We start from the raw sequence: 24,951 nt of genomic DNA on the forward strand, positions 1-24,951 counted from the left end.
CGCGCAGGGGCGAGGGAGCTTTTCGGTTCGGGTGCAGTCCCCGCCGGGTCGGAGAGCGGAGCTCCGCGAGGTCAAGGCGGGGTTCCGGGGACGGGCGATGGGGGGTTGGAGGGCTGATTCCTCCGACTCAGGTAGGGGCCTCCGCCGGGTCCCGGGCGATGTCCGGACGGGGGGCCGGGGGGCGGAGCCCCCGGTTTCGGGAAGGGGCGGGGTGGGGGAGAAGCCCCGCAGGGCCGCCGCAACGCCCGGCCGCCGCAACGCCCGGCCGGGGCACGCACGTCCGCGGCGGGCCGCACAACGTTCCGCCCGCCGCCGTGAGGCCGGCAGGGCCGCCGTAGAGCCGTCGCAGCAGGGCCGTCGGCGGAAGGCTCACAAGGCCCCGGGCAGGCCCGTGGCGGGCGGCTGGTGGGCAGGTTGTTAGGGTCCGGCAGGCCCGTGGGTGGGCGGCCGGTGGGCAGGTCGTGGGGGTCCGGCAGGCCCGAGGTGGGCGGCCGGTGGGCAGGTCGTGAGGGTCCGGCAGGCCCGCGGCAGGCGTCCGGCACGGGGTCCAGGCTGCCGTCGCACCCCCACTGGCGGTAACCTCCGCCTCATGTCCCGCCATGTCGCCATCGTCACCGATTCCACGGCCTACCTGCCCCAACCGGCCATGGCGCGGCACGGAATCACCTCCGTCCCGCTCACCGTCGTGCTGGGCGGCGAGGCGCTGGTGGAAGGCACCGAGATCTCGGCGCGCAGCCTGGCCCTGGCCCTGCAGAAGCGCCGCTCGGTCACCACCTCGCGCCCCAGCCCGGAGGAGTTCGTCAGGGCCTACCAGGCGGCCGCCGACGCCGGGGCGGCCGGGATCGTCAGCCTGCACCTGTCCGCCGAGTTCTCCGGTACCTACGACGCGGCCGTGGTCGCCTCGCGATCCGCGCCCGTGCCGGTGCGCGTCGTCGACACCGGGATGGTCGCGATGGCGCTCGGCTTCTGCGCGCTCGCCGCCGCCGAGGCGGCCGAGGCGGGCGGTTCCGTGGACGAGGCCGTGGCCGCCGCGGAGAAGCGGGCGGCGGACATGGCCGCGTACTTCTACGTCGACACCCTCGACTACCTCCGGCGCGGCGGCCGGATCGGGGCCGCGCAGGCCCTCCTCGGCTCGGCGCTCGCAGTGAAGCCGCTGCTGACGCTGGACGGCGGGCGGATCGAGATGCTGGAGAAGGTGCGCACGGCCTCCAAGGCCATCGCCCGGCTGGAGGAGCTGGCCGTCGAGCGCGCCGGCTCGGGCAGCGTCGACGTGGCGGTGCACCACCTGGCGGCTCCGGAGCGGGCCGACAAGCTCGCCCAGCGGCTGCGCGAGCGGATTCCGGGCTTGGTCGAACTGCACGTCAGCGAGGTCGGTGCGGTGATCGGCGCGCACACCGGGCCGGGGCTGCTGGCGGCGGTCGTCTCACCCCGCTGATCACCGGTACGGGTGACTCGGATATCCACAACGGGTCGACCGTCCACCGGAATTGAGGGTTCCGAACGGGATTCCGGACAGGCCCCTACGGTCGTGGCATGACTTTCCGAACGCGTATCCCGCACAGGCCGGGCGCCACCAGCGGCCCGGGCCGTACCCGACTCTCCGACAGCCGTCTCTCCGACAGCCGTGTCCGCCACCGCCGGGGGCGGTACCGCCGATCCCGAGTTCCGCAGGTGGATCCGGAGGTGGTGCGCCGCCGGGCGCGGGCCCTGCTGGGCGGCAGCAGTCCGCCGCCGGCCGAGGCGCCGCCACCGGAGCCGGCCGGCGAGCTGCCCGACAAGCTGCCCGACGAGCTGCCCGACGAGCCCGCGCCCCGTCGGCCGGCCATGCCCGGCCTGGCCGTGCGGGAGCGGCTGCCGGTGTGGCTTCAGGCCCGCTGCGGGGTGGCGCCGCGCAAGGTGGGCGCCGTCGCGGTGGTGCTGGCGGCGGCCGTCGGCTTCGCCGCGCAGCAGTACTGGTCCGCCCGGCCTCGTGCCGTGACCGCTCCGGCGGTGGTGGCTCCGGCGGCGGCGCCCGCGGCGGCAACGGCTCCGGCGGGTGGAGCCGCGCGGATCGTCGTGGACGTCAGCGGGAAGGTGCGGGATCCGGGGGTGCGGCGGCTGCCCGCCGGTTCGCGGGTGGAGGACGCACTGGCCGCCGCCGGGGGTGTGCGGCCGGGTACGGACACCACCGGACTGAACCGGGCCCGGGTGCTGGTGGACGGCGAGCAGGTGCTGGTGGGCGCTCCGGCGCCACCCCAGGGCACGGCCTCGGGGTCGGGCTCCGGTTCGGGCACGGGCTCGGCGTCTGGTCCGCTCAGCCTCGGCTCGGCCACCGTCGACCAGCTGGACGGGCTGCCCGGGGTGGGGCCGGTGCTGGCGCAGCACATCGTGGACTTCCGTACCGCCCGCGGCGGCTTCCGTTCCGTGGAGGACCTCCGCCAGGTCAACGGCATCGGCGAGCGCCGCTTCGCCGACCTGCGCGCCCTGGTGCGGCCGTGAACCGCCCAGGGGGGCGGGGCGCCGCGGATCCCGGCGCCGAGGGTCCGGGCCTCATGGACCGGCGGCCGCGGGATGTGCCTCCGGTGGACCTCGACCCCGAGGGGAAGCGCCCGGCGGATCTGCGGCTCGTGGTGCCGGCCCTGGCCGCCTGGGGAGCGGCTGCCCTGGCGTTGGACTCGTCGGCATCGCGGACCGCCGCCGCGGTGGTGGTGCTGGGGGTGCTCGGCGCGGGGCTGCTGGTCCGCGCCGGGTGCCGGCGCGCGCGGCGGGGCCTGGGGGTGGCCCCGGCCGTGGCCGCCGCCCTGCTGTGCGCGGCCGCGGGGGCCGGCGTGGCCGGGCTCCAGAGGGCCGAGGCGCGGGCCGGGCCGGTCGAAGGGCTGGCACGGGAGCACGCCCGCGTCTTCGCGGAGTTGACGGTCGGTTCCGATCCGCGGGTCTCCCGGAACGGCAGCGGGCCTGCGCTGGTGGTGCTGGATGCGGTGGTGACCCGGGTGACGGGGCCGGACGGGGCGCGTACCCGGGTCGAGACCCCCGTGCGGGTCCTGGCCGGACATCCGGGATGGGCCCGGCTGCTGCCCTCCACCAGGGTGGAGGTCGTCGCCCGGCTGGCCCCGGCGAAGGGCGGCGAGCGTGCCGTGGCGGTGCTGCGTCCGGCCGGTGACACCCCGCCCGGGGTGACCGGCGGCCCGGATGCCGCGCAGCGGATGGCGGGGCGGCTGCGGGCGGGGCTGCGGGAGGCGAGCGACGGGCTCGCCCCGGATGCGCGGGCCCTGCTGCCGGGGCTGGTCGTCGGGGACACCTCCCGGGTGCCGGACGACCTCCGGGAAGCCTTCCGGGCCACCGACCTCCTGCACCTGCTCGCCGTCTCGGGGTCCAACCTGACGGTGGTGCTGTTCCTGCTCATCGGGCCCCCGGCCCGCGCGCAGCGGGCCGAGCGGCGGGGGCTGGCGCCCCGGCTCGGGCTCTCGCTGCGGGGGACCGCGGTGTGCGGTGCCGTGCTGACGCTGGGCTTCGTGGTGGTGTGCAGGCCGGAACCGAGCGTGCTGCGGGCCGCGGCCTGCGGGGCCGTGACCCTGCTGGCCCTCGCCACGGGGCGGCGCAGGTCGCTCCTGCCGGCGCTGGCCGCCGCCGTCCTGCTGCTGGTGCTGTACGACCCGTGGCTGGCCCGGGGTTACGGGTTCCTGCTCTCCGTCCTGGCCACCGGGGCGCTGCTGACCGTCGCACCCCGGTGGAGCGAGGCGCTGCGGCGGCGCGGGATGCCGCCGCGGCTCGCCGAGGCCCTCGCCGCCGCCGCTGCCGCCCAGGCGGTGTGCGCGCCGGTGGTCGCCGTGCTCTCCGCCCGGGTCGGCCTGGTGGCCGTGCCGTGCAACTTGCTGGCAGAGCTGGCGGCCGGTCCGGCGACGGTGCTCGGCTTCGCCACTCTCGCGGTGGCCCCGCTGTGGATGCCCGCCGCGGAGCTGCTGGCGCGGTGCGCGGGGGTGCCCGCCGGGTGGATCGCCGGCGTGGCCCGGGCCGGGGAGCGGATGCCCGGGGCGGAGCTGGCCTGGCCGGGCGGGCTCGGCGGGGGTGTGCTGCTGGCCGCCGTGACGTTCGCGGGCGTGGCGCTGGCCGCGCGGTACGGCCACCGGCGCCGGGTCGCCTGCGTCCTGGTGGTGGTGCTGCTCCTGGCCGTGCTGAGGCCGCCGCAATTGACCCGTACCGTCGCGGGCTGGCCACCGCCCGAGTGGAGTTACGTCCAGTGCGCCGTGGGCCAGGGGGACGCCGCCGTGCTCGCAGTGGGCCCGGGGGAGGCCCTGGTGGTGGACGCCGGCCCGGAGCCCGGCCCGGTGGACGCGTGCCTGCGCGCGCTGGGGGTCCGGCGGGTGCCGATGCTGTTGCTGACGCACTTTCACGCCGACCACGTGGCAGGCCTGGCCGGGGTGCTGCGGGGCAGGTCCGTGGGGATGATCCAGACCACCGGGCTCGAAGAGCCGCCCGGACAGGCCGAGTTCGTGCGCAGGACGGCGGCCGCCGCGGGGGTGCCCGTCGTGCGGGCGGTGGCGGGCGAGCGGCGCAGGACGGGGCCGCTGGAGTGGCAGGTGCTGTGGCCCCCTTCGGCCGGAACGCCGCCCGAGGGGCCCAACGACGCGAGCGTGGCCCTGCTGGTGCGCGGTGCGGGACTGACGCTGCTCCTGCTCGGCGATCTGGAACCTCCTTCCCAGCGGGCACTCCTGACGGACCATCCGGAGTTGGGGCCGGTGGACGTCCTCAAGGTGGCCCACCACGGGTCCGCTCACCAGGACCCGGGGCTACAGGTCCGGATCCGGCCACGGCTCGCGATCGTTCCGGTCGGCGCCGGCAACCGCTACGGACACCCCGCGCCCCGCACGCTGGCCAGGCTGAGGGAGTTGGGGGCGACCGTGTTGCGCACCGACATCGACGGCTCCGTCGCGGTCGTCGGATCAGGCGCGGGGCTGCGAGCATTTCCGGCCATTCGGAGGCGGATCCGCCGGGTCCATACCGGGCGCGACCATTCTGTTTGCCCACAACCCGACAGCATGATCGAATGCGTCTTCGCCAACACGGTCACAGTCCACACAGCACGGGGGTGCATCAGCCATGTTCGGTCGCCGAAGGGGGATGGAGACGGCAGGGGGTTCCAGCCCGCACACATCCGCGACACTGACGCTGCCGCCGACGGCGCGGCTGCTGAGCTGTCGTGTGCTCGACAGCGTTCACCAGCCGATCAGGCAGGCGAAGTTCGAGGTCACCGACCCGATCGGGCGGCGGATCGTGAGCGGCGAGACCGACCCGTACGGCGGGTTCACGGCGACCGTTCCGGAAGGGGAGTACCGGCTCTCCGTCAGCGCCGAGGGGTACGCGCCGTTCCACGGGGTGACGCTGGTGGGCGGTCCCGCGCAGCCCGGCACGAGGGAGATCGTCCTGGACGCAGTGGAACCGCCGCTGCTGCCGCAGCCCGGCCACTGGGAGCTCGACCCGGCGCATTCGACGATCGGCTTCACGGCCCGTCACATCGGCATGGCGCGGATCCGAGGCCGGTTCAACACGTTCGCCGGCGCGGTGCGGATCGCAGAGCGCATGGAGGACTCCTCCATGCACGTGAGGATCGACGCGGCGAGCATCGACACCGGGTTGCGGATGCGGGACGACCACCTGCGCTCGGCGGACTTCCTGGACGCGGCCCGCTACCCGACGGTCGAGTTCTACAGCGAGCGGTTCATCCACCGCAGCGGCAGCCGCTGGGCCGTCGCGGGCGCCCTCACCCTCCACGGGGTGAGCCGTTCCGTCACCCTGGACACCGAGTACCTGGGTCTCGGTACGGGCCTGGAGGGCGAGCCGCGGGCCGCCTGCCGGGCCAGTACGGAACTGCAGCGCGAGGACTTCACCCTGAACTGGCAGTCCGTGCTGGCGCACGGGATCGCGGCGATCGGGTCGAGCGTCGAAGTGACGCTGGACGTGCAGGCCGTCCACAAGGCCTGAGCGGCCGACGGGACCCGCGGGACCTAAGGGGCCTCCAGCCAGCCCTCGTACTCGTCGGCGAGGGCGTCCAGCTCGGTGGGGTCGAGACGTTCGCGCGGGTCCTCGACGACGACCAGCCACTGGGCGTCCTCGGCGTCGTCCTCGCCGGCCAGGGCGTCGCGGACCAGCTGCGGCTCCTCCGTCAGGCCGAAGCGGTCGACGACTTCCCGCGCCACCTCTTCGGCGGCGTCGCGGTCGGGCAGGACGAGTACATGTCGCACGTTCACGCGACCATTCTCGAACATCCGGTGAGAGGGCCCGTGCGGCGGTGGGCTGTCAGTGCGGCGTGGGATGCTGGAGGCGATGGCCACCAGGAAGAACTCAACCGACGATCCGCTCGCCCCGATCACCCTCGCGGTGGGGCAGGAGGACCTGCTCCTCGACCGCGCCGTGCGGGAGGTGGTGGCGGCCGCCCGCGCCGCCGATGCCGACACGGACGTGCGGGACCTCTCCTCCGAGCAGCTCCAGCCCGGCACGCTCGCCGAGCTGACGAGCCCCTCGCTCTTCTCCGAGCGCAAGGTGCTGGTCGTGCGGAACGCCCAGGACCTGTCCGCGGACACCGTCAAGGAGGTCAAGGCCTACCTCGACGCGCCCTACGAGGAGATCACCCTCGTCCTCGTCCACGCCGGCGGGGTCAAGGGCAAGGGCCTGCTCGACGCGGCACGCAAGGCAGGTGCCCGGGAGGTGGCCTGCCCGAAGATGACCAAGGCGGCCGACCGCCTGGCCTTCGTGCGGGGAGAGTTCCGCACGCTGGGGCGCTCGGCGACCCCGGACGCCTGCCAGAACCTGGTCGATGCGATCGGCAGCGACCTGCGGGAGCTGGCGAGCGCGGCGGCGCAGCTGTGCGCGGACGTCGAGGGCACGATCGACGAAGCCGTGGTGGGCCGTTACTACACCGGCCGGGCCGAGGCCTCCAGCTTCACGGTCGCCGACCGGGCGGTCGAGGGGCGGGCGGCGGAGGCCCTCGAAGCCCTGCGGTGGTCCCTGGCCACCGGGGTGGCGCCGGTCCTGATCACCAGCGCCCTGGCCCAGGCCGTGCGCGCGATCGGCAAGCTGGCCTCCGCCCCGCGCGGAGCCCGCCCGGGCGATCTCGCCCGGGACCTGGGGATGCCGCCCTGGAAGATCGACCGGGTCCGCCAGCAGATGCGCGGCTGGTCGGCAGACGGCGTCGCGGACGCCCTGCGTGCCGTCGCCGACGCCGACGCGGGCGTCAAGGGTGGCGGTGACGACCCCGAGTACGCCCTGGAGAAGGCTGTGGTGGCGGTCGCCCACGCGGCCCGCCCCCAGCGCCGCCCGTAGGCACGCCCGTTCCCGCCCCCGGCCCGAGCCCTCTCCTCAGTGGGCCATGGCGCGGGCTGCCGTGGGCGAGGGGCGGCCCTTCGGGAGCAGGGCCGCGGCGGCGAGGGCGAGGGCCAGCGCCGGGAGGGCGAGGGTACTGAAGCCGCTCGGGGCGAGCGCCGCGAGGCCGACGGCGGCGCCGAGTTCGTGGGAGGTGCCGACCAGGCCGGAGGCCAGCCCCGAGTGCTCCGGGGCGACTTCGGACAGGGCGGCCGTCGTCGCGCAGACGAAGGCCCCGCCCAGTCCGAGGGCCAGCAGGGCGAAACCGGGGACCAGACCCGTCCAGAGTCCGCCCGCCGGGGCCAGGGCGGCTCCGGCCGCCGCGAGGACGAAGGCCGCGGCGCCGACCGGGCGCCAGCCGAAGCGCACGACCGCCCGGCCGCCCAGATGCGCCCCCGCCGTGACCGCCACCGCCACGGGGAGGAAGGCCAGCCCGGTGACCAGGGCGGTGCGCCCGAGATCCTGCTGGATGTGGAGGGAGCTCAGGTAGAACCCCGATACGAGCATCCCGGCCGCGACCAGCATCACCGCGCTCCCGCCCAGCAGCGCGCGGCGGCCCGGCAGGGCGGACGGGAGCAGCGGGTACGGGCTGCGGCGCCCGGCCGCGACCAGCGCGAGGCCCGCGGCGGCGGCCCCGGCCAGCCAGGGCCAGGAGCGCTCGGCCAGGCCTTGGACCAGGCACGCGCAGGCCGCCGTCAGCAGGAGTGCGCCCGTCACGTCCACGGGCGCCCGGCGCGCCGCCCCGCTGCGGGGGTCGCGGAGGAAGTCCCCCAGCAGCAGGGGGACGGCGATCAGTGCCAGTGCCCCCGCGGGCAGGTTCACGTAGAAGATCCAGCGCCAGCCCGGACCGTCCGCCAGGATTCCGCCGAGCAGCACTCCGATCGCCGCGCCGGCGCCGCCGATCCCCGCCCAGACGCCGAGGGCGCGGTGCCGCGCCGGACCCTGGAACAGGGCCAGGACCAGCGCCATCGCCGCCGGTGAGAGGAGGGCCGCGCCGACGCCCTGCACGGAGCGCGCCACGATCAGCGTGTTGCCCGTATCCGCGAGGCCGGAGGCCGCAGAGGCCGCCGTGAACAGTGCCAGCCCGGCCAGGAACATCCGCCGCGCCCCGAACCGGTCGGCCAGCCGTCCGCCGACCAGGAGCAGGGAGCCGAAGAAGAGGGTGTAGCCGGTGACGAGCCGGGTGAGTCCGCTGCCGGACAGGGCGAAGTCGGCGCCGATGACGGGCAGGGCCACGTTCACCACCGTGACGTCCGCGATCAGCATGAACTGGGCCAGGCAGAGGAGGCCCAGCAGGAGCCGGCGGTGTGGATGGGTGGGGGCATGCGTGTGGGCGTCGGCGTGGCCGTGGGCGGGCGAGTGCGAGGGCATGGCGAAGCCGCTCCTAAAGTTAACGGTCCTGTTAAGGATCGAGTATGCGGCCCTGCCCGTGAAATGTGAACAGCGGTGTTAAGTTTGGCTCCATGGCATCGAACGCCCCCACCCCCCGGCCCCGCCGCGCCGACGCGGAGCGCAACGCCGCCGCGATCGTCGACGCGGGCCTGGACTGCTTCCTCGCCGACCCTCAGGCGAGCATGGCCGCCATCGCCCGCGCCGCCGGAGTCAGTCGGGTCACCCTCTACTCCCACTTCGCCACCCGCGAGGCGCTCCTCGACGCCGCCTTCGACCGGGCCGCGGCCGAAGCCGCCGCCGCCCTCGCGGACGGCGGCGACCTCGCCTGGCTCGTCCGCACCTCGTGGCGGCTCCTCGACCGGCACTCGGCCGTCTTCGCCGCCGTCTCCGCCGCGTTCCCGCCCGAGCAGCTGCGTGAACGCCACGACCGGATCCTGGCGCCGGTGCGCCGTCTGATCGTCCGCGGCCAGGAGGTCGGCGAGGTCCGCTCCGACCTGTCCGCGGACTGGCTGGTCACCGTCGTCTACAGCCTCGTCCACGCGGCCGCCGCCGAAGTCCAGGCGGGCCGGCTGGACGCCGCCGAAGCCCCGGACGTGCTGACCTCGACCGTCCTCGCCGCCGTACGGGGCTGACCGGGCCTCCGCGGCCGGTGCGCGGGCGGGCAACGCGAAGGCCCCGGCCGCCACCCTGGGGAAGGGTGGAGGCCGGGGCCTTCGGTCACTGCGTGAAGATGCTTGCGCCGCACCCGCGTGGCGAACGCAGGCCGCGTGCGGCGCGGTGTGCCGGTGAGGGAGCGGATGAGAGGGCCCGCTGGGTCCCTACCGGCGATTCACATCGAGAGCTCAGCCCTGGAGGGTGGCAACCTTGGCAGCCAGCGCCGACTTCTTGTTGGCGGCGGCGTTCTTGTGGATGACACCCTTCGAGACAGCCTTGTCGAGCGCACGCGCGGCGGCGCGGGAAGCCACGGTGGCCTTCTCGACGTCACCGGCGAGGACGGCCTCGCGGGCCTTGCGGATCGCGGTCTTGAGCGAGGACTTGACGGCCTTGTTGCGCAGGCGCGCCTTCTCGTTCGTCTTGTTCCGCTTGATCTGGGACTTGATGTTCGCCACGAAAGAGCCTTTTCAGGTTCAGAGTTTGATCTTCGGATTGTGTCCCGACAGCTGAGAGGGCATACGAGACACAGCTGCCCAGGCTACCAGGCACGCTCCTGGCGGCCCAAACCGAGCGCACTGCCCCGTCCATGGGACCATGGGAGGACTTCAGACTTCGTTCCGCGTTCCGACTGCGACCGAGAATCAGGACACTGCGTGCCCGCGATCCCCAGCCACGTGCCCGAGCCGAGCCGTACCGACCCGGCGCTGATCCGCAATTTCTGCATCATCGCGCACATCGACCACGGCAAGTCGACCCTTGCCGACCGGATGCTCCAGCTCACCGGTGTGGTCGACCAGCGGCAGATGCGCGCCCAGTACCTCGACCGCATGGACATCGAGCGTGAGCGCGGTATCACCATCAAGTCCCAGGCGGTCCGGCTGCCCTGGGCTCCCACCGTGGGCGAGGGGCAGGGCAAGACCCACATCCTCAACATGATCGACACCCCCGGGCACGTCGACTTCACCTACGAGGTCTCGCGCTCGCTCGCCGCGTGCGAGGGCACCATCCTCCTGGTGGACGCCGCCCAGGGCATCGAGGCCCAGACCCTCGCCAACCTGTACCTGGCGATGGAGAACGACCTCGCGATCGTCCCGGTCCTGAACAAGATCGACCTGCCGGCCGCCCAGCCGGAGAAGTTCGCCGAGGAGCTCGCGAACCTGGTCGGCTGCGACCCCGACGACGTGCTGCGCGTCTCGGCGAAGACCGGCATGGGCGTCGACGCGCTGCTGGACAAGGTCGTCGCCACGGTCCCGGCCCCGGTCGGCGTCAAGGACGCCCCGGCCCGCGCCATGATCTTCGACTCGGTCTACGACTCGTACCGCGGCGTGGTCACCTACGTCCGTGTGGTCGACGGCCAGCTCAACAAGCGCGAGCGCATCCGGATGATGTCGACCGGCGCCACCCACGAGCTGCTGGAGATCGGCGTCTCCTCGCCCGAGATGACCCCGGCCGACGGCATCGGCGTCGGCGAGGTGGGCTACATCATCACCGGCGTGAAGGACGTCCGTCAGTCCAAGGTCGGTGACACCATCACCAGCCTGCACAACGGCGCGACCGAGGCCCTCGGCGGCTACAAGGACCCGCGCCCGATGGTCTTCTCGGGTCTGTACCCGCTCGACGGCTCGGACTACCCGGACCTGCGCGAGGCCCTGGACAAGCTCCAGCTCAACGACGCCGCGCTCGTCTACGAGCCGGAGACCTCGGCGGCGCTCGGCTTCGGCTTCCGCGTCGGCTTCCTCGGTCTGCTCCACCTGGACGTGGTCCGCGAGCGCTTGGAGCGCGAGTTCGGCCTCGACCTGATCGCCACCGCGCCCAACGTGGTCTACCGGGTCGTCCTGGAGGACGGCAAGGAAGTCACCGTCACCAACCCGAGCGAGTTCCCCGAGGGCAAGATCTCGGACGTGTTCGAGCCGGTCGTGCGCGCCACGATCCTCGCGCCCAGCGAGTTCATCGGCGCGATCATGGAGCTCTGCCAGACCCGCCGCGGCACCCTCCTCGGCATGGACTACCTCTCCGAGGACCGCGTCGAGATCCGCTACACCCTCCCGCTCGCGGAGATCGTCTTCGACTTCTTCGACCAGCTGAAGTCCAAGACGCGCGGTTACGCCTCCCTCGACTACGAGCCCACGGGCGAGCAGTCCGGCAGCCTCGTCAAGGTCGACATCCTGCTGCACGGCGACAAGGTCGACGCCTTCTCCGCCGTCTGCCACAAGGACGCCGCCTACGCCTACGGTGTGCGCCTGGTCGCCAAGCTGCGCGAACTCATCCCGCGGCAGGCCTTCGAGGTCCCGGTGCAGGCCGCCATCGGCTCCCGCGTCATCGCCCGCGAGACCATCCGCGCCATCCGCAAGGACGTCCTCGCCAAGTGCTACGGCGGTGACATCTCCCGTAAGCGGAAGCTGCTGGAGAAGCAGAAGGAAGGCAAGAAGCGCATGAAGATGGTCGGCTCCGTGGAGGTCCCGCAGGAGGCCTTCATCGCGGTGCTGTCCAGCGACGACTCCGGCGGCAAGAAGAAGTAGTCCGGCAGCGGCGTTGAGTACGAAACAGGCCCCCGAGGCGATGCCCGGGGGCCTGTTTCGTTATGAATCGGCCGCTCGGAGGCTCTTACGCACCGGCCGGAGGGCCCCTACTCTGATCACTGCTCGATGGTTACTCGCCAGTTACAAGCCCTGAGTCACCGCCCCTGAATGACAGGCCCTGCCGCGTGGTCCGGAGGACGTCCGTGAGCGACACACAGACCTTGATCGAGAACCGCCCGCCCACCGTGGCGGCCCTCTTCCTTGAGCGCGTCGCGAAGACGCCCGATGCGGAGGCGTACCGGTTCCCGGTGCCCGCGGCCGGCGGCCAGGGCCCCGACGACTGGAAGTCGCTCAGCTGGGGCCAGGCGGCCGAGCGTGTCTTCGCCATCGCGGCGGGCCTGATCGGCCTCGGCCTCCAGCCGGAGCAGCGGGTCGCCCTCGCCTCCAACACCCGGGTCGAGTGGATCCTGTCCGACCTCGGCGTGATGTGCGCGGGCGGCGCCGTCACCACCATCTACCCGAGCACCAACGCGGACGAGTCCGCGTTCATCCTCTCGGACTCCGAGAGTCGGGTGCTCATCGCCGAGGACGGCAAGCAGCTGGCGAAGGCCCGCGAGCGCCGCGCCGACCTGCCGGAGCTCGCCCACGTGGTGGTCCTGGAAGAGGCCGACGCCATCGCCGTCGACGGCGACCCCGAGGGCTGGGTGCTCTCCCTCGCCGACCTGGAGAAGCGAGGCGCGGCCTACCTCGCCAAGCACCCCGGGGCGATCAAGGAGCGGGTCGCGGCCATCACCGCCGACCAGCTCGCCACCCTCATCTACACCTCCGGCACCACCGGCCGCCCCAAGGGCGTACGGCTGCCGCACGACAACTGGTCGTACATGGCCAAGGCCATGGTTGCCACCGGCCTGATCGGCAAGGACGACGTCCAGTACCTGTGGCTGCCTCTGGCCCATGTCTTCGGCAAGGTGCTGACCTCCGGCCAGATCGAGGTCGGGCACGTGACCGCCGTCGACGGCCGGATCGACAAGATCATCGAGAACCTGCCGATCGTCCAGCCGACGTACATGGCGGCCGTCCCGCGCATCTTCGAGAAGGTCTACAACGGCGTGGCCGCCAAGGCCCGGGCCGGCGGCGGAGCCAAGTACAAGATCTTCCAGTGGTCGGTCGGCGTGGCCCGCGAGTACGCCAAGGTCACCCAGGACAACTTCAAGCGCACCGGCCGCAAGACCGCCCCCTTCGGCCTCGCCACCAAGCACAAGATCGCCGACGCGCTCGTCTACTCCAAGCTCCGCGAGGCCTTCGGCGGCAAGCTGCGCGCCGCCGTCTCCGGCGCGTCCGCCCTGGCCCCCGAGATCGGCTACTTCTTCTCCGGCGCGGGCATCCACATCCTGGAGGGCTACGGCCTGACCGAGTCCAGCGCCGCCTCCTTCGTCAACCCGGGCGAGGCCTACCGCACCGGCACGGTCGGCAAGCCGCTCCCCGGCACCGAGGTCCGCATCGCCGACGACGGCGAGGTCCTGCTGCGCGGCCCCGGCATCATGCAGGGCTACCACGGGCAGCCGGAGAAGACCGCCGAGGTCCTGGAGTCCGACGGCTGGCTGCACACGGGCGACATCGGCGAGCTGTCGCCCGACGGCTACCTGCGCATCACCGACCGCAAGAAGGACCTGATCAAGACCTCGGGCGGCAAGTACGTCGCCCCGGCCGAGATCGAGGGCCAGTTCAAGGCGATCTGCCCGTACGTGTCGACCATCGTCGTGCACGGCGCCGACCGGAACTTCTGCTCGGCGCTCGTCGCGCTGGACGAGCCGTCGATCCTGGGCTGGGCCGCCGAGAACGGGCTGGAGGGCAAGACGTACGGCCAGGTGCTGGCCGCGCCGGAGACCACGCGGCTGATCGAGACGTACGTGCAGACCCTGAACGAGGGGCTGCAGCGCTGGCAGACGATCAAGAAGTTCCGGATCCTGCCGAGGGACCTGGACGTGGAACACGGGGACCTCACGCCGAGCCTGAAGCTGAAGCGGCCGGTGGTGGAGCGTGAGTTCAAGAATCTGATCGAGGAGATGTACGAGGGGGCGCGCGAGGCGTAGCTCCTGCCGCGGGCTCGGGGCGCCCTCCCTGGGCGGCCGGGGTCCCCCCCCCGTTTGTGCCGCAGGGGTGTGGGCGGCGGGCAGACCCCTCGGCTCGTACCACCGCGCCGTCGGGGTCGGGTGTGCGGCGGGGCGCCCCCGCAGGGCGTCGAACACAACCACGCCGGGCTTGTCCGCTGCCTCCGCACGTTCGACGCCCGAGGAGGTGCCCCGGCGCGCGCCCGGCCCCGACGGCCCCTCGCGTGCGGGCCGCCCCGGGGTGCCGCTGCGCGGAGCCGTCCCCTACCCGCCCTTCCACCGTTCCCCGGGGCTCCGCCCGGACCCGCGCCTCAAACGCCGGCGAGGCTGGAGGGGGACCCGGGTGGGAGTCCGAGGCTCCGTCCCGGACCCCGGCCGGCGGACCTCGGACTTCCGCGGGCCGGAAGGGACCCGCGGTGCGGGATGATGGGGGTATGCCTTCCGCACTGCCCGACGGTGAACCCATGCCCGAGGACGGCTCGCTGCCGTCGCACGCCCTTGCCGGGGCGGGGGACCGGCCGCTCGGTTTCTACCTGCACGTCCCGTACTGCGCCACGCGCTGCGGGTACTGCGACTTCAACACCTACACGGCCACCGAGCTGCGGGGTACCGGCGGCGTGCTCGCGTCGCGGGAGAACTACGCCGACACCCTGATCGACGAGGTCCGCCTCGCGCGGAAGGTGCTCGGGGACGACCCGAGGGCCGTGCGCACCGTGTTCGTGGGCGGGGGAACGCCGACCCTGCTGCCGGCCGGCGACCTCGTACGGATGCTCGCGGCGATCCGGGACGAGTTCGGCCTGGCCGAGGACGCCGAGGTCACCACCGAGGCCAATCCGGAGTCGGTGAACCCGGAGTACCTGGCCGAGCTGCGGGCCGGCGGCTTCAACCGGATCTCCTTCGGCATGCAGAGCGCGAAGCAGCACGTCCTGAAGGTGCTCGACCGCACGCACACCCCGGGCCGCCCCGAGGCGTGCGTCGCGGAGGCGCGGGCGGCCGGGTTCGAGCACGTCAACCTGGACCTGATCTACGGGACCCCGGGGGAGTCCGACGACGACTGGCGGGCCTCGCTGGACGCGGCGCTCGGCGCGGGCCCGGACCACATCAGTGCGTACGCGCTGATCGTCGAGGAGGGTACGCAGCTGGCCCGGCGGATCCGCCGGGGCGAGGTCCCGATGACGGACGACGACGTGCACGCCGACCGGTACCTGATCGCGGACGAGGTCATGGCCGGGGCCGGGTACTCCTGGTACGAGGTGTCCAACTGGGCCACCTCGGAGGCCGGGCGCTGCCTGCACAACGAGCTGTACTGGCGCGGCGCCGACTGGTGGGGCGCGGGGCCGGGCGCGCACTCGCACGTGGGCGGGGTGCGCTGGTGGAACGTGAAGCATCCGGGAGCGTACGCCGCCGCGCTGGCGGCGGGGCGTTCCCCGGGCGCGGGCCGCGAGCTGCTGTCCGAGGAGGACCGGCGGGTGGAGCGGATCCTGCTGGAGCTGCGCCTGGTGGACGGCGTGCCGCTGTCCCTGCTGGCACCGGCCGGGCTGGCGGCCTCCCGGCGGGCCCTGGAGGACGGGCTGCTGGAGGCCGCGCCCTACGAGGCGGGCCGCGCCGTGCTGACCCTGCGCGGGCGGCTGCTGGCCGACGCGGTGGTCCGGGACCTGGTCGACTGACGACCGGCCCCGGGGCCCGCGGCGCGCCGGAGCCGTGCCGGACCCGCATACGGCCCCGGCCGGCCTTCGGGCGTACCCCCGGACCGGTCCTTGTGCGGTGGCCCCCTCAGACGGGTCCCGCAGACGGGTCCCGGGACGAGCGGCCCCCGGCCGGTCTGCGGACGGACCCTCCAGGCCGGTCCCGGTGTGACGGCCCCCTCAGACGGGTCCCGCAGACGGGTCCCGGGACGAGCGGTCCCCGGCCGGTCCGCGGACGGATCCTCCAGGCCGGTCCCGGTGGGACGGACCCCTCAGACGGGTCCCGCAGACGGGTCCCGGGACGAGCGGCCCCCGGCCGGTCCGCGGACGGATCCTCCAGGCCGGTCTCGGTGGGACGGGCCCCGGGACGAGCGGCCCCCGGCCGGTCCGCGGACGGATCCTCCAGGCCGGTCCCGGTGGGACGGGTCCCGGGACGAGCGGGCCCCGGCCGGTCCGCGGACGGACCGTCCAGGCCGGTGCCGGTGGGACGGCCCCCGGGTCGGGCGGACCCGCCGGGCCGGTCCCCGGACGGGCCCCTGACGGATCCCCCCGGAGGGGATCGGCACCCCGGCCCGGATCAGGCGGCGCCGCCGACCGTGACGAAGTCGATCAGTTCCTCGACGCGGCCCAGCAGGGTCGGTTCCAGGTCCTTGTAGGACGTGACCCGGGACAGGATGTGCTGCCACGCCGCGCCGGTGTTCTCCGGCCAGCCCAGTGCCCGGCAGACGCCCGTCTTCCAGTCCTGGCCGCGCGGGACCGCCGGCCACGCCGGGATGCCCAGGGCGGACGGTTTCACCGCCTGCCAGACGTCGATGTACGGGTGGCCCACGATCAGGACGTCCGGTGAGGTGACCTGGGCCGCGATACGGGATTCCTTCGAGCCCGGGACCAGGTGGTCGACCAGGACGCCCAGGCGGGCGTCCGGGCCCGGGGCGAAGTCGGCGACGACGGCCCGGAGGTCGTCGATGCCCTCCAGGTACTCCACCACCACGCCCTCGATGCGCAGGTCGTCGCCCCAGACCTTCTCGACCAGCTCCGCGTCGTGGCGGCCCTCCACGTAGATGCGACCCGCCCGCGCCACCCGGGCCCGCGCCCCCGGGACGGCGATCGAGCCCGAGGCCGTACGGGAGGGCGCGGCGGGGGCGCGCGACGGGCGGGTCAGGGTCACCACCGCGCCGTCCAGCAGGAAGCCCCGGGGCTCCAGCGGGAAGACGCGCCGCTTGCCGAAGCGGTCCTCCAGGGTCACCGTGCCCGCCTCGCAGGACACCACCGCGCCGCAGAAGTCCGTACCGGCCACCTCGACCACCAGGTCCGGTTCCGCCGCGACTTCCGGCACGGGCTTCGGACGCTTCCACTGGGGGGTCAGGTCGGGGGAGTACTCGCGCATCCGGCCGAGGGTAGGAGAGGCACGGCCGTCATGGCTACGACACGCCGAAACGGGCCGCCAGTGTGGCGCGTTGCGCACGGACGAAGTCCGCGTCGACCACGGCCCCGTGGCCCGGCACGTACAGCGCGTCCTCCCCGCCCAGTGCCAGCAGCCGGTCCAGGGCGGCGGGCCACTGCCGCGGCATCGCGTCCGGGCCCGCCAACGGCTCGCCCGACTCCTCCACCAGGTCCCCGCAGAACACCGTCTCGCGCTCGCCCGGCACGAAGACCGCCAGATCGTGCAGGGTGTGCCCGGGGCCCACGTTGGCCAGCAGCACCTGCACCCCGCCCAGTTCCAGCGTCCACTCGCCCGACACGAGGTGCTTCGGCACCACCAGCAGCTCCGCCGCCTCCGCCGCCTCGTCCTGCGCCAGGCCCTGGCGCACCGCGTCGTCGCGCAGCTCCTCGCGGCCCGTGGCGAGCTCCGCGTCCAGTCCGACCGCCCCGTACACCTCGGCGCCGGAGAAGGCCGCCCCGCCCAGGACGTGATCGAAATGGCCGTGCGTGTATGCGATATGGGTCACTTGCCGGCCCGTGATCCGCTCCGCCTCCTCGCGCAACAGCGTGCCCTCCCGCAGGCATGAACCGGGGTCGATCAGGAGCACGGAATCGTCGCCCACCACCAGTCCCACCGTGCAGTCCCACACCGGGAGCCGTCTGCGGCCGACCCGTCCGGTCAGCCGTTCCCAGCCCGCCTCTTCCCAAAGCATGTCCATGCCGTGACGCTACCGTGGCGGGCCTCCCTTGCCAGGGTCTTAGTACCCGGCCGTACACTGAGCGGGGGATCTCTGGCACTCGAACATCCAGAGTGCCAACGACAGGGCAACGGACCACAGCCGGAGGTGTGCGCGATGCTCAGCGAACGCAGACTCGAAGTGCTGCGCGCCATCGTCCAGGACTACGTCGGGACGGAGGAGCCGGTCGGCTCCAAGGCGCTCACCGAGCGGCACCGACTCGGGGTCTCGCCTGCCACCGTGCGCAACGACATGGCCGTGCTGGAGGAAGAGGGCTACATCGCCCAGCCCCACACCAGCGCCGGCCGGATCCCCACCGACAAGGGCTACCGCCTCTTCGTCGACAGGCTGGCGGGGGTCAAACCGCTGTCGACCCCCGAGCGGCGGGCCATCCAGAACTTCCTCGACGGCGCCGTCGACCTCGACGACGTGGTCGGCCGCACGGTGCGGCTGCTCGCGCAGCTCACCCGGCAGGTCGCCGTCGTCCAGTACCCGAGCCTGACCCGGTCGACCGTCCGGCACGTGGAGCTGCTCTCGCTCGCTCCCGCGCGCCTGATGCTCGTACTGATCACGGACACCGGGCGCGTCGAACAGCGGCTGATCGACTGCCAGACCCCTTTCGGCGAGACCTCCCTCTCCGATCTGCGGGCCCGGCTCAACAGCCGTGTCGTGGGCCGTCGGTTCACCGACGTGCCCCCGCTCGTCCAGGACCTCCCCGAGTCCTTCGAGGCCGACGACCGCGCCACGGTGTCCACCGTGCTCGCGACGCTCCTCGAAACCCTGGTCGAGGAAGCCGAGGAACGGCTGATGATCGGCGGCACCGCCAATCTCACCCGCTTCGGACACGATTTTCCCCTGACGATCAGGCCGGTGCTCGAAGCGCTGGAGGAGCAGGTCGTGCTCCTCAAGCTGCTCGGCGAGGCCAACGAGTCGGGAATGGCCGTAAGGATCGGGCATGAGAATGCCTACGAGGGACTGAACTCCACGTCCGTCGTCTCGGTCGGTTACGGTTCGGGCGGCGAAACGGTCGCCAAGCTCGGCGTGGTCGGACCGACCCGCATGGATTACCCCGGAACGATGGGAGCGGTACGCGCAGTGGCACGTTACGTCGGACAGATCCTGGCGGAGTCGTAAGTGGCCACGGACTACTACGCCGTGCTCGGCGTGCGCCGCGACGCATCCCAGGATGAGATCAAGAAGGCATTCCGGCGGCTCGCGCGCGAGCTGCACCCGGATGTGAACCCCGATCCCAAGACGCAAGAGCGTTTCAAGGAGATCAACGCAGCCTACGAGGTGCTGTCGGACCCGCAGAAGAAGCAGGTCTACGACCTCGGCGGCGACCCGCTGTCCTCCTCGGGCGGCGGCGGCGCGGGCGGTTTCGGGGCGGGCGGCTTCGGCAACTTCTCCGACATCATGGACGCCTTCTTCGGCCAGTCCTCGCAGCGCGGCCCGCGCTCGCGGACCCGCCGCGGCCAGGACGCCATGATCCGCCTGGACCTGGAGCTGGACGAGGCGGCCTTCGGGACGACCAAGGACATCCAGGTCGACACGGCCGTCGTCTGCACCACCTGCTCCGGCGAGGGCGCCGCTCCCGGCACCTCGGCGCAGACGTGTGACATGTGCCGCGGCCGCGGTGAGGTCTCGCAGGTCACGCGGTCCTTCCTGGGCCAGGTCATGACCTCGCGCCCCTGCCCGCAGTGCCAGGGCTTCGGCACCGTCGTCCCGACCCCGTGCCACGAGTGCGCGGGCGACGGCCGGGTCCGCTCCCGCCGCAGCCTCACGGTCAAGATCCCGGCCGGCGTCGAGAACGGCACCCGGATCCAGCTCGCGGGCGAGGGCGAGGTCGGCCCCGGCGGCGGCCCCGCCGGCGACCTGTACGTGGAGATCCACGAGCTGTCGCACCCGACGTTCCAGCGGCGCGGGGACGACCTGCACTGCACGGTGACCATCCCGATGACGGCGGCGGCCCTGGGCACCAAGTGCCCGCTGGAGACCCTCGACGGCATGGAGGAGATCGACATCCGGCCCGGGACCCAGTCCGGCCAGGCGATCCCGCTGCACGGGCGCGGCGTCACGCACCTGCGCGGCGGCGGCCGCGGCGACCTGATCGTCCACGTCGAGGTCACCACCCCGGGCAAGCTGGACGCCCAGCAGGAGGAGCTGCTGCGCCAGCTGGCGAAGCTGCGCGGCGAGGAGCGGCCGACGGGTCAGTTCGCGCCGGGCCAGCAGGGTCTGTTCAGCCGCCTGAAGGACGCCTTCAACGGCCGCTGACCGGCCCGCCGTCACGTGCGGGAGCCCGGCCCGGGGAACATCCCCGGGCCGGGCTCCGTGCGTTGCGGGCGGAGGCCGGAAGGGTCGTCGCGGGCCGGGTCCCGCACCGGATCCGGCCACCCCGGGAAGCGGACTATGCCAGGCGAATGCGGTGATTCGGCTGACCGTGCGGGACATGGCACGATGCAGTCCATGTCCTCGGCACCGAGCGGTCTCTCCCCTCACCCGATCGTGCAGGCGCCAATGGCCGGAGGCGGCTCCTGCCCCGCGCTCGTCGGGGCCGTGTGCGAAGCGGGCGGACTGGGCTACCTGGCCGGCGGCTACAAGACCGCCGACGGCATGTACCAGGAGATCAAACAGGTGCGGGCCCTCACCCGGCGCCCCTTCGGCGTCAACCTCTTCATGCCGCAGACGGGTTACGTGGACCCGGCCGCCGTCGAGGCCTACCGCGGGCAGCTCGCCGGGGAGGCCAGCTGGTACGCGATCTCCCTCGCCGAGGAGGACATCATCGGCACCTGCGACGACGGCTACGACGCCAAGCTCGCCATCCTCCTGGAGGACCCGGTCCCGGTCGTCTCCTTCACCTTCGGCTGCCCCACGCCCGGGGCCCTCGCCGCCCTGCGCAAGGCGGGTACGTACACCGTCGTCACCGTGACCTCCGCCGAGGAGGCCCGCAGCGTGCAGGACGCGGGCGCCGACGCGGTCTGCGTACAGGGCGTCGAGGCCGGCGGCCACCAGAGCACGCACCGGGACGACCCCCAGGCCGACGGCACGGCGGCCCTGGGGCTGCTCGCGCTGGTCGCCCAGGTACGGGAGGCGGTCGCGCTGCCCATCACCGCGGCCGGCGGCCTGATGCGGGGCTCCCAGATCGCGGCCCTGCTGGCGGCGGGCGCGGTCGCGGCCCAGCTCGGCACGGCCTTCCTGGTGTGCCCCGAGTCGGGGGCGGACCCGCTGCACAAGCGGGCGCTGACCGACCCCCTCTTCGTACGGACCGAGCTGACCCGGGCCTTCTCCGGGCGGCCGGGGCGCGGCCTGGTGAACCGCTTCATGCGGGAGCACGGGCCCTACGCCCCCGCCGCGTACCCGCAGGTGCACCACCTGACCGCGGGGCTGCGCAAGGCGGCCGCCGCGGCCGGGGACCCGCAGGGCATGGCCCTGTGGGCGGGCCAGGGGCACCGGCTGGCGCGGGCGCTGCCGGCGGGGCAGCTGGTGGAGGTGCTGGCGGCCGAACTGGCCGAGGCGCAGAGAGTGTTGAAGGACATGCAGATGAGGAGTGCGTCATGACCGCCCCCGTGTTCGTGGTCGAAGAGGTCCCCGCGGGGCCGGAGTTCGTCCTGGACGGCCCGGAGGGCCGGCACGCGGTCTCCGTGAAGCGGCTGAACCCGGGCGAGGCGGTGGTCCTCGCGGACGGCCGCGGGCGCTGGGCCGAGGCCGTGGTGAAGGCGGCGGAGGGCAAGGACCGGCTCGTCGTCTCGGTGTCCGGGGTCTTCGAGGAGGCCGAACCGGCCGTCCGGATCACCGTCGTCCAGGCCCTGCCCAAGGGCGACCGGGGCGAGGTGGCGGTGGAGACCATGACCGAGACGGGCGTGGACGCGATCGTGCCGTGGCAGGCCTCGCGGTGCATCACGCAGTGGCGCGGCGACCGGGGGGCGAAGTCCCTCGCGAAGTGGCGGGCCACGGCCCGCGAGGCGGGCAAGCAGTCCCGCCGGGTCCGCTTCCCGGAGGTGGCCGAGGCCATGTCCACCAAGCAGGTGGCGGAGCTGCTGGCTGGTGTCGACCTGGCGATGGTCCTGCACGAGGACCGCGACACCCCCTCCGGGGCGCTGGCCACGGTCGAGCTGCCGGAGGCCGGTTCCGTCGTGCTGGTGGTCGGCCCCGAGGGCGGGGTCTCCCCGGAGGAGCTCGCCGTCTTCGCCGGGGCGGGCGCGCGGCCGTACCGGCTGGGCCGCTCGGTCCTGAGGACCTCCACGGCGGGCACGGCGGCGACGGCGGTACTGCTGGCGCGCACGGGCCGCTGGGGCTGACGCCGGCGGGGTCGTCGTGTCGGCGGGGTGGTCGGACCGCGTGGTGGCGCCCGGCCGCGGAGATGCCTTCAGGGGGCCGTTCCGGCCCGGGGGTCGGGGTCGCGGCGGATACGATGCGCGGACTGATCAACACCACGGAGGCTCAGCAATGGCCGGGGAACCGCAGGCCGACTGCCTGTTCTGCAAGATCGTCACGGGGTCGATCCCCGCGACGGTGGTCCGGGAGACCGAGACGACCGTCGCCTTCCGGGACATCAACCCGCAGGCGCCCACGCACGTGCTCGTCATCCCCAAGACGCACTACCCCGACGCGGCCTCCCTCGCGGCGGCCGAGCCGACCGTCGTCGCCGACATACTGCAGGAGGCCGGGCGGATCGCCGCCGACGAGGGGATCGACGACCACGGCTACCGGGTCGTGTTCAACACCGGCGCCGGCGCCGGCCAGACCGTCTTCCACGCCCACCTGCACGTCCTCGGGGGCCGCGGCCTCCAGTGGCCGCCCGGCTGACCGGCCCGGGATCGAACGTGTCCGTAAGAGAGTTCGTGGTGCTGGGCACCGCAAGTCAGGTGCCCACCCGCCACCGCAACCACAACGGCTACCTGCTGCGCTGGGACGGCGAGGGAATCCTCTTCGACCCGGGCGAGGGCACGCAGCGGCAGATGCTGCGTGCCGGGGTCGCCGCGCACGACATCAACCGGATCTGCGTCACCCACTTCCACGGTGACCACAGCCTCGGACTCGCCGGGGTGATCCAGCGGATCAACCTCGACCGGGTGCCGCACCCGGTCACCGCGCACTACCCGGCCTCCGGGCAGAGGTTCTTCGACCGGCTGCGGTACGCGACGGCGTACCGGGAGACCGTGATGCTGGAGGAGTCCCCGGTCGTGGGGGACGGGATGCAGCCGGTGGCGAAGGGGCCGTCCTACGTCCTGGAGGCACACAGGCTCTCGCACCCGGTGGAGTCCTTCGGCTACCGGCTCACCGAGCCCGACGGCCGGCGCATGGTCCCCGAGCTGCTCGCGCGGCACGGGATCAAGGGGCCGGACGTGGGCCGGATCCAGCGCGAGGGGCGGCTCGGGGAGGTGTCGCTGGACGACGTCAGCGAGCACCGGGCCGGGCAGCGGTTCGCCTTCGTGATGGACACCCGGCTGTGCGAGGGGGTGGAGGCGCTCGCGGAGGGCTGCGACATGCTGGTGATCGAGTCGACCTTCCTCGAAGCGGAATCCGCGCTGGCCACCGAGCACGGCCACCTCACGGCCGGTCAGGCGGCGGAAGTGGCGCGGGCGGCGGGCGTACGCCACCTCGTGCTGACCCACTTCTCGCAGCGGTACACGGACCCGGACGCCTTCGCGCACGAGGCGCGGGCGGCGGGGTTCGACGGTGACCTGACGGTGGCCGCGGACCTGGTGCGGGTGCCGCTCCCCAAGCGGGGCTGAGTCCCCGGCGGGGAGCCCCCGGCGGGGGCTGATTCCCCGCCGGGGCGCGGCCGGGGAGGGCGCGGGCCGGGCCCGCCGACGACCGGGGCGGGAGACGGACGGGGGCGGCCGGCGCGGAGAGCGGCGGACGCCGTCCAGGGGCTTCGGGTGGTGATCTGCGCCACACTGTGTTTTGGTGCCGGTCGAGGCGGGCAGGACTGGCAGCTTTCCGCTGTAGAGACGACCCTTCCAGACCAACGGGGAGCACACCGTGACCAGTCGGGACAACTTCGACAGCGCCGCAGCCGCCGTGGACCCGCTCGGTCCGGTGCGCGACCCGGACGAGCCGGGCTGCGACGTCTTCCTCACCGGCACGGTCTTCCTCGACATCATCTTCACCGGCCTCGACTCCGCGCCCGTGCGCGGTACGGAGTCCTGGGCGCGCGGCATGGGATCCAGCCCCGGCGGCGTCGCCAACATGGCCACCGCCCTGGCCCGGCTCGGCCTGCGCACCTCCCTGGCCGCGGCCTTCGGGGACGACCACTACGGCGAGTACTGCTGGGACGCGCTCGAACAGGGCGAGGGCATCGACCTCTCCATGTCGCGCACGGTGCCCGGCTGGCACAGCCCCGTCACGGTCTCCATGGCGTACGAGGGCGAGCGCACGATGGTCTCCCACGGCCACGAGGCACCGCCCCCGGCGGGCCCCGGGCCGTTCCCGCAGTGCCCGCCCAGAGCCCGGGCGGCCGTGGCCTCGCTGGGCCCCGGCCGGGGCGAGGGGTGGATCGGGGAGGCGGCCCGGCGCGGCTCGCGGGTCTTCGCGGACACCGGGTGGGACGAGAGCGGGCGCTGGGACCTCGGGGCCCTGGCCGACCTGGAGCACTGCGAGGCGTTCCTGCCGAACGCGGGCGAGGCCATGCGGTACACCCGGACCGACTGCCCGCGCGCGGCGGCCCGGGCGCTGGCCGAGAAGGTGCCGATCGCGGTGGTGACCATGGGCGCCGAGGGCTCGTACGCGGTGGACGGGCGCACCGGGGAGACGGCCGAGGTCCGGGGCATCGCGGTGGAGGAGCTGGACCCGACGGGCGCGGGCGACGTGTACGTGGCGGGCTTCCTCACCGGCACCCTGGCGGGCTGGCCGCTGGCGGACCGGCTCGCCTTCGCCGGGCTGACTGCCGCGCTGTCGGTGCAGGAGTTCGGCGGCTCCCTGTCGGCCCCCGGTTGGCCGGAGGTGGCCCACTGGTGGCGGACCGCCCCCGAGGAGCTGCGCGGCCGGTACGCCTTCCTCGACGAGCTCGTCCCCCGGCCCGCGGCCCCGGCCGCGCGCCGCAGGGCGGTGCCGACCATCGGCTTCCGCCACTCCGCGTAGCCGTGCGGTCGTGCCC

General features: G+C 73.7%; 20 protein-coding genes and 1 pseudogene. 16 read left to right on the plus strand and 5 right to left on the minus strand.

Going from position 1 to position 24,951, the window contains the following annotated elements:
* Positions 1-589 precede the first annotated feature (589 nt).
* The 4 genes and pseudogenes from ACIQ5Y_RS16060 (at position 590) to ACIQ5Y_RS16075 (ending at position 5,958) form a co-directional block, all read left to right on the plus strand.
* Entirely contained in the window at positions 590-1,435 is an 846-nt protein-coding gene (locus ACIQ5Y_RS16060) for a DegV family protein (protein WP_385122476.1), read from the plus strand.
* 98 nt (positions 1,436-1,533) lie between these two features.
* Entirely contained in the window at positions 1,534-2,478 is a 945-nt protein-coding gene (locus tag ACIQ5Y_RS16065) for a helix-hairpin-helix domain-containing protein (RefSeq protein ID WP_403880132.1), read from the plus strand.
* A 53-nt stretch (positions 2,479-2,531) separates the two neighbouring features.
* Positions 2,532-4,940: pseudogene (locus tag ACIQ5Y_RS16070) on the plus strand (ComEC/Rec2 family competence protein); the annotation flags it as partial.
* A 157-nt stretch (positions 4,941-5,097) separates the two neighbouring features.
* The gene (locus tag ACIQ5Y_RS16075) at positions 5,098-5,958 is read left to right on the plus strand and encodes a YceI family protein (RefSeq protein ID WP_403880134.1); all 861 of its coding nucleotides are present in this window, start codon (positions 5,098-5,100) and stop codon (positions 5,956-5,958) included.
* 23 nt (positions 5,959-5,981) lie between these two features.
* Here ACIQ5Y_RS16075 and ACIQ5Y_RS16080 read toward each other — a convergent pair whose 3' ends face one another.
* Complete coding sequence (locus ACIQ5Y_RS16080; RefSeq protein ID WP_403880136.1) at positions 5,982-6,242, minus strand: hypothetical protein; 261 nt, start codon at positions 6,240-6,242, stop codon at positions 5,982-5,984.
* Between the two features lie 58 nt (positions 6,243-6,300).
* Here ACIQ5Y_RS16080 and holA point away from each other — a divergent pair, with 58 nt between their 5' ends.
* On the plus strand, positions 6,301-7,296 hold the full coding sequence (gene holA / locus ACIQ5Y_RS16085; RefSeq protein WP_403880138.1) for a DNA polymerase III subunit delta: 996 nt from the start codon (positions 6,301-6,303) through the stop codon (positions 7,294-7,296).
* A gap of 36 nt (positions 7,297-7,332) precedes the next feature.
* On the opposite strand, the gene ACIQ5Y_RS16090 is transcribed toward holA, so the two are convergent.
* Positions 7,333-8,706, minus strand: coding sequence for an MFS transporter (locus ACIQ5Y_RS16090; RefSeq protein WP_403880140.1), 1,374 nt, complete (start codon positions 8,704-8,706; stop codon positions 7,333-7,335).
* A 92-nt stretch (positions 8,707-8,798) separates the two neighbouring features.
* On the opposite strand from ACIQ5Y_RS16090, the gene ACIQ5Y_RS16095 reads away from it, so the two are divergent.
* Positions 8,799-9,359 (plus strand): TetR family transcriptional regulator, encoded by a 561-nt coding sequence (locus ACIQ5Y_RS16095; protein WP_403880142.1) that lies wholly within the window; start codon positions 8,799-8,801, stop codon positions 9,357-9,359.
* A 210-nt stretch (positions 9,360-9,569) separates the two neighbouring features.
* Here ACIQ5Y_RS16095 and rpsT read toward each other — a convergent pair whose 3' ends face one another.
* A complete protein-coding gene (rpsT, locus tag ACIQ5Y_RS16100) occupies positions 9,570-9,836 on the minus strand; it encodes a 30S ribosomal protein S20 (RefSeq protein WP_361596746.1) in 267 nt (88 codons plus the stop codon).
* A 198-nt stretch (positions 9,837-10,034) separates the two neighbouring features.
* Between rpsT and lepA the strand changes: the two genes are divergently transcribed.
* The 3 genes from lepA to hemW all read left to right on the plus strand — a co-directional run bounded on the left by lepA (position 10,035) and on the right by hemW (position 15,678).
* Positions 10,035-11,900, plus strand: coding sequence for a translation elongation factor 4 (lepA, locus tag ACIQ5Y_RS16105; RefSeq protein ID WP_384758779.1), 1,866 nt, complete (start codon positions 10,035-10,037; stop codon positions 11,898-11,900).
* 203 nt (positions 11,901-12,103) lie between these two features.
* The gene (locus tag ACIQ5Y_RS16110; protein WP_403880145.1) at positions 12,104-13,993 is read left to right on the plus strand and encodes an AMP-dependent synthetase/ligase; all 1,890 of its coding nucleotides are present in this window, start codon (positions 12,104-12,106) and stop codon (positions 13,991-13,993) included.
* Between the two features lie 452 nt (positions 13,994-14,445).
* Complete coding sequence (hemW, locus tag ACIQ5Y_RS16115; RefSeq protein WP_403880147.1) at positions 14,446-15,678, plus strand: radical SAM family heme chaperone HemW; 1,233 nt, start codon at positions 14,446-14,448, stop codon at positions 15,676-15,678.
* 595 nt (positions 15,679-16,273) lie between these two features.
* On the opposite strand, the gene ACIQ5Y_RS16120 is transcribed toward hemW, so the two are convergent.
* Both ACIQ5Y_RS16120 and ACIQ5Y_RS16125 read right to left on the minus strand, forming a co-directional pair.
* Positions 16,274-17,083 (minus strand): DUF3097 domain-containing protein, encoded by an 810-nt coding sequence (locus tag ACIQ5Y_RS16120; RefSeq protein WP_403880149.1) that lies wholly within the window; start codon positions 17,081-17,083, stop codon positions 16,274-16,276.
* Positions 17,084-17,117: 34 nt separating this feature from the next.
* Positions 17,118-17,837, minus strand: coding sequence for an MBL fold metallo-hydrolase (locus ACIQ5Y_RS16125; protein WP_403880151.1), 720 nt, complete (start codon positions 17,835-17,837; stop codon positions 17,118-17,120).
* Positions 17,838-17,972: 135 nt separating this feature from the next.
* Here ACIQ5Y_RS16125 and hrcA point away from each other — a divergent pair, with 135 nt between their 5' ends.
* From hrcA to ACIQ5Y_RS16160, 7 genes are all read left to right on the plus strand, one after another.
* The gene (gene hrcA, locus ACIQ5Y_RS16130; protein ID WP_403880153.1) at positions 17,973-18,989 is read left to right on the plus strand and encodes a heat-inducible transcriptional repressor HrcA; all 1,017 of its coding nucleotides are present in this window, start codon (positions 17,973-17,975) and stop codon (positions 18,987-18,989) included.
* Positions 18,990-20,126, plus strand: a complete 1,137-nt coding sequence (gene dnaJ / locus ACIQ5Y_RS16135) for a molecular chaperone DnaJ (protein ID WP_403880155.1) — start codon at positions 18,990-18,992, stop codon at positions 20,124-20,126.
* A gap of 192 nt (positions 20,127-20,318) precedes the next feature.
* Entirely contained in the window at positions 20,319-21,410 is a 1,092-nt protein-coding gene (locus ACIQ5Y_RS16140; RefSeq protein ID WP_403880157.1) for a nitronate monooxygenase, read from the plus strand.
* A complete protein-coding gene (locus ACIQ5Y_RS16145) occupies positions 21,407-22,150 on the plus strand; it encodes a 16S rRNA (uracil(1498)-N(3))-methyltransferase (RefSeq protein ID WP_403880158.1) in 744 nt (247 codons plus the stop codon). Before ACIQ5Y_RS16140 ends, ACIQ5Y_RS16145 begins: the two co-directional genes overlap by 4 nt.
* 148 nt (positions 22,151-22,298) lie before the next feature.
* A complete protein-coding gene (locus ACIQ5Y_RS16150; protein WP_403880160.1) occupies positions 22,299-22,658 on the plus strand; it encodes a histidine triad nucleotide-binding protein in 360 nt (119 codons plus the stop codon).
* Between the two features lie 17 nt (positions 22,659-22,675).
* Entirely contained in the window at positions 22,676-23,587 is a 912-nt protein-coding gene (locus ACIQ5Y_RS16155) for a ribonuclease Z (protein ID WP_403880162.1), read from the plus strand.
* 250 nt (positions 23,588-23,837) lie between these two features.
* Positions 23,838-24,935 (plus strand): carbohydrate kinase family protein, encoded by a 1,098-nt coding sequence (locus tag ACIQ5Y_RS16160; RefSeq protein ID WP_403880163.1) that lies wholly within the window; start codon positions 23,838-23,840, stop codon positions 24,933-24,935.
* The last annotated feature ends 16 nt before the right edge of the window (positions 24,936-24,951 follow it).

It is taken from the genome of Streptomyces sp. NPDC096339 (assembly GCF_044762985.1).
In the GTDB taxonomy this organism is placed as follows: Bacteria; Actinomycetota; Actinomycetes; order Streptomycetales; family Streptomycetaceae; genus Streptomyces.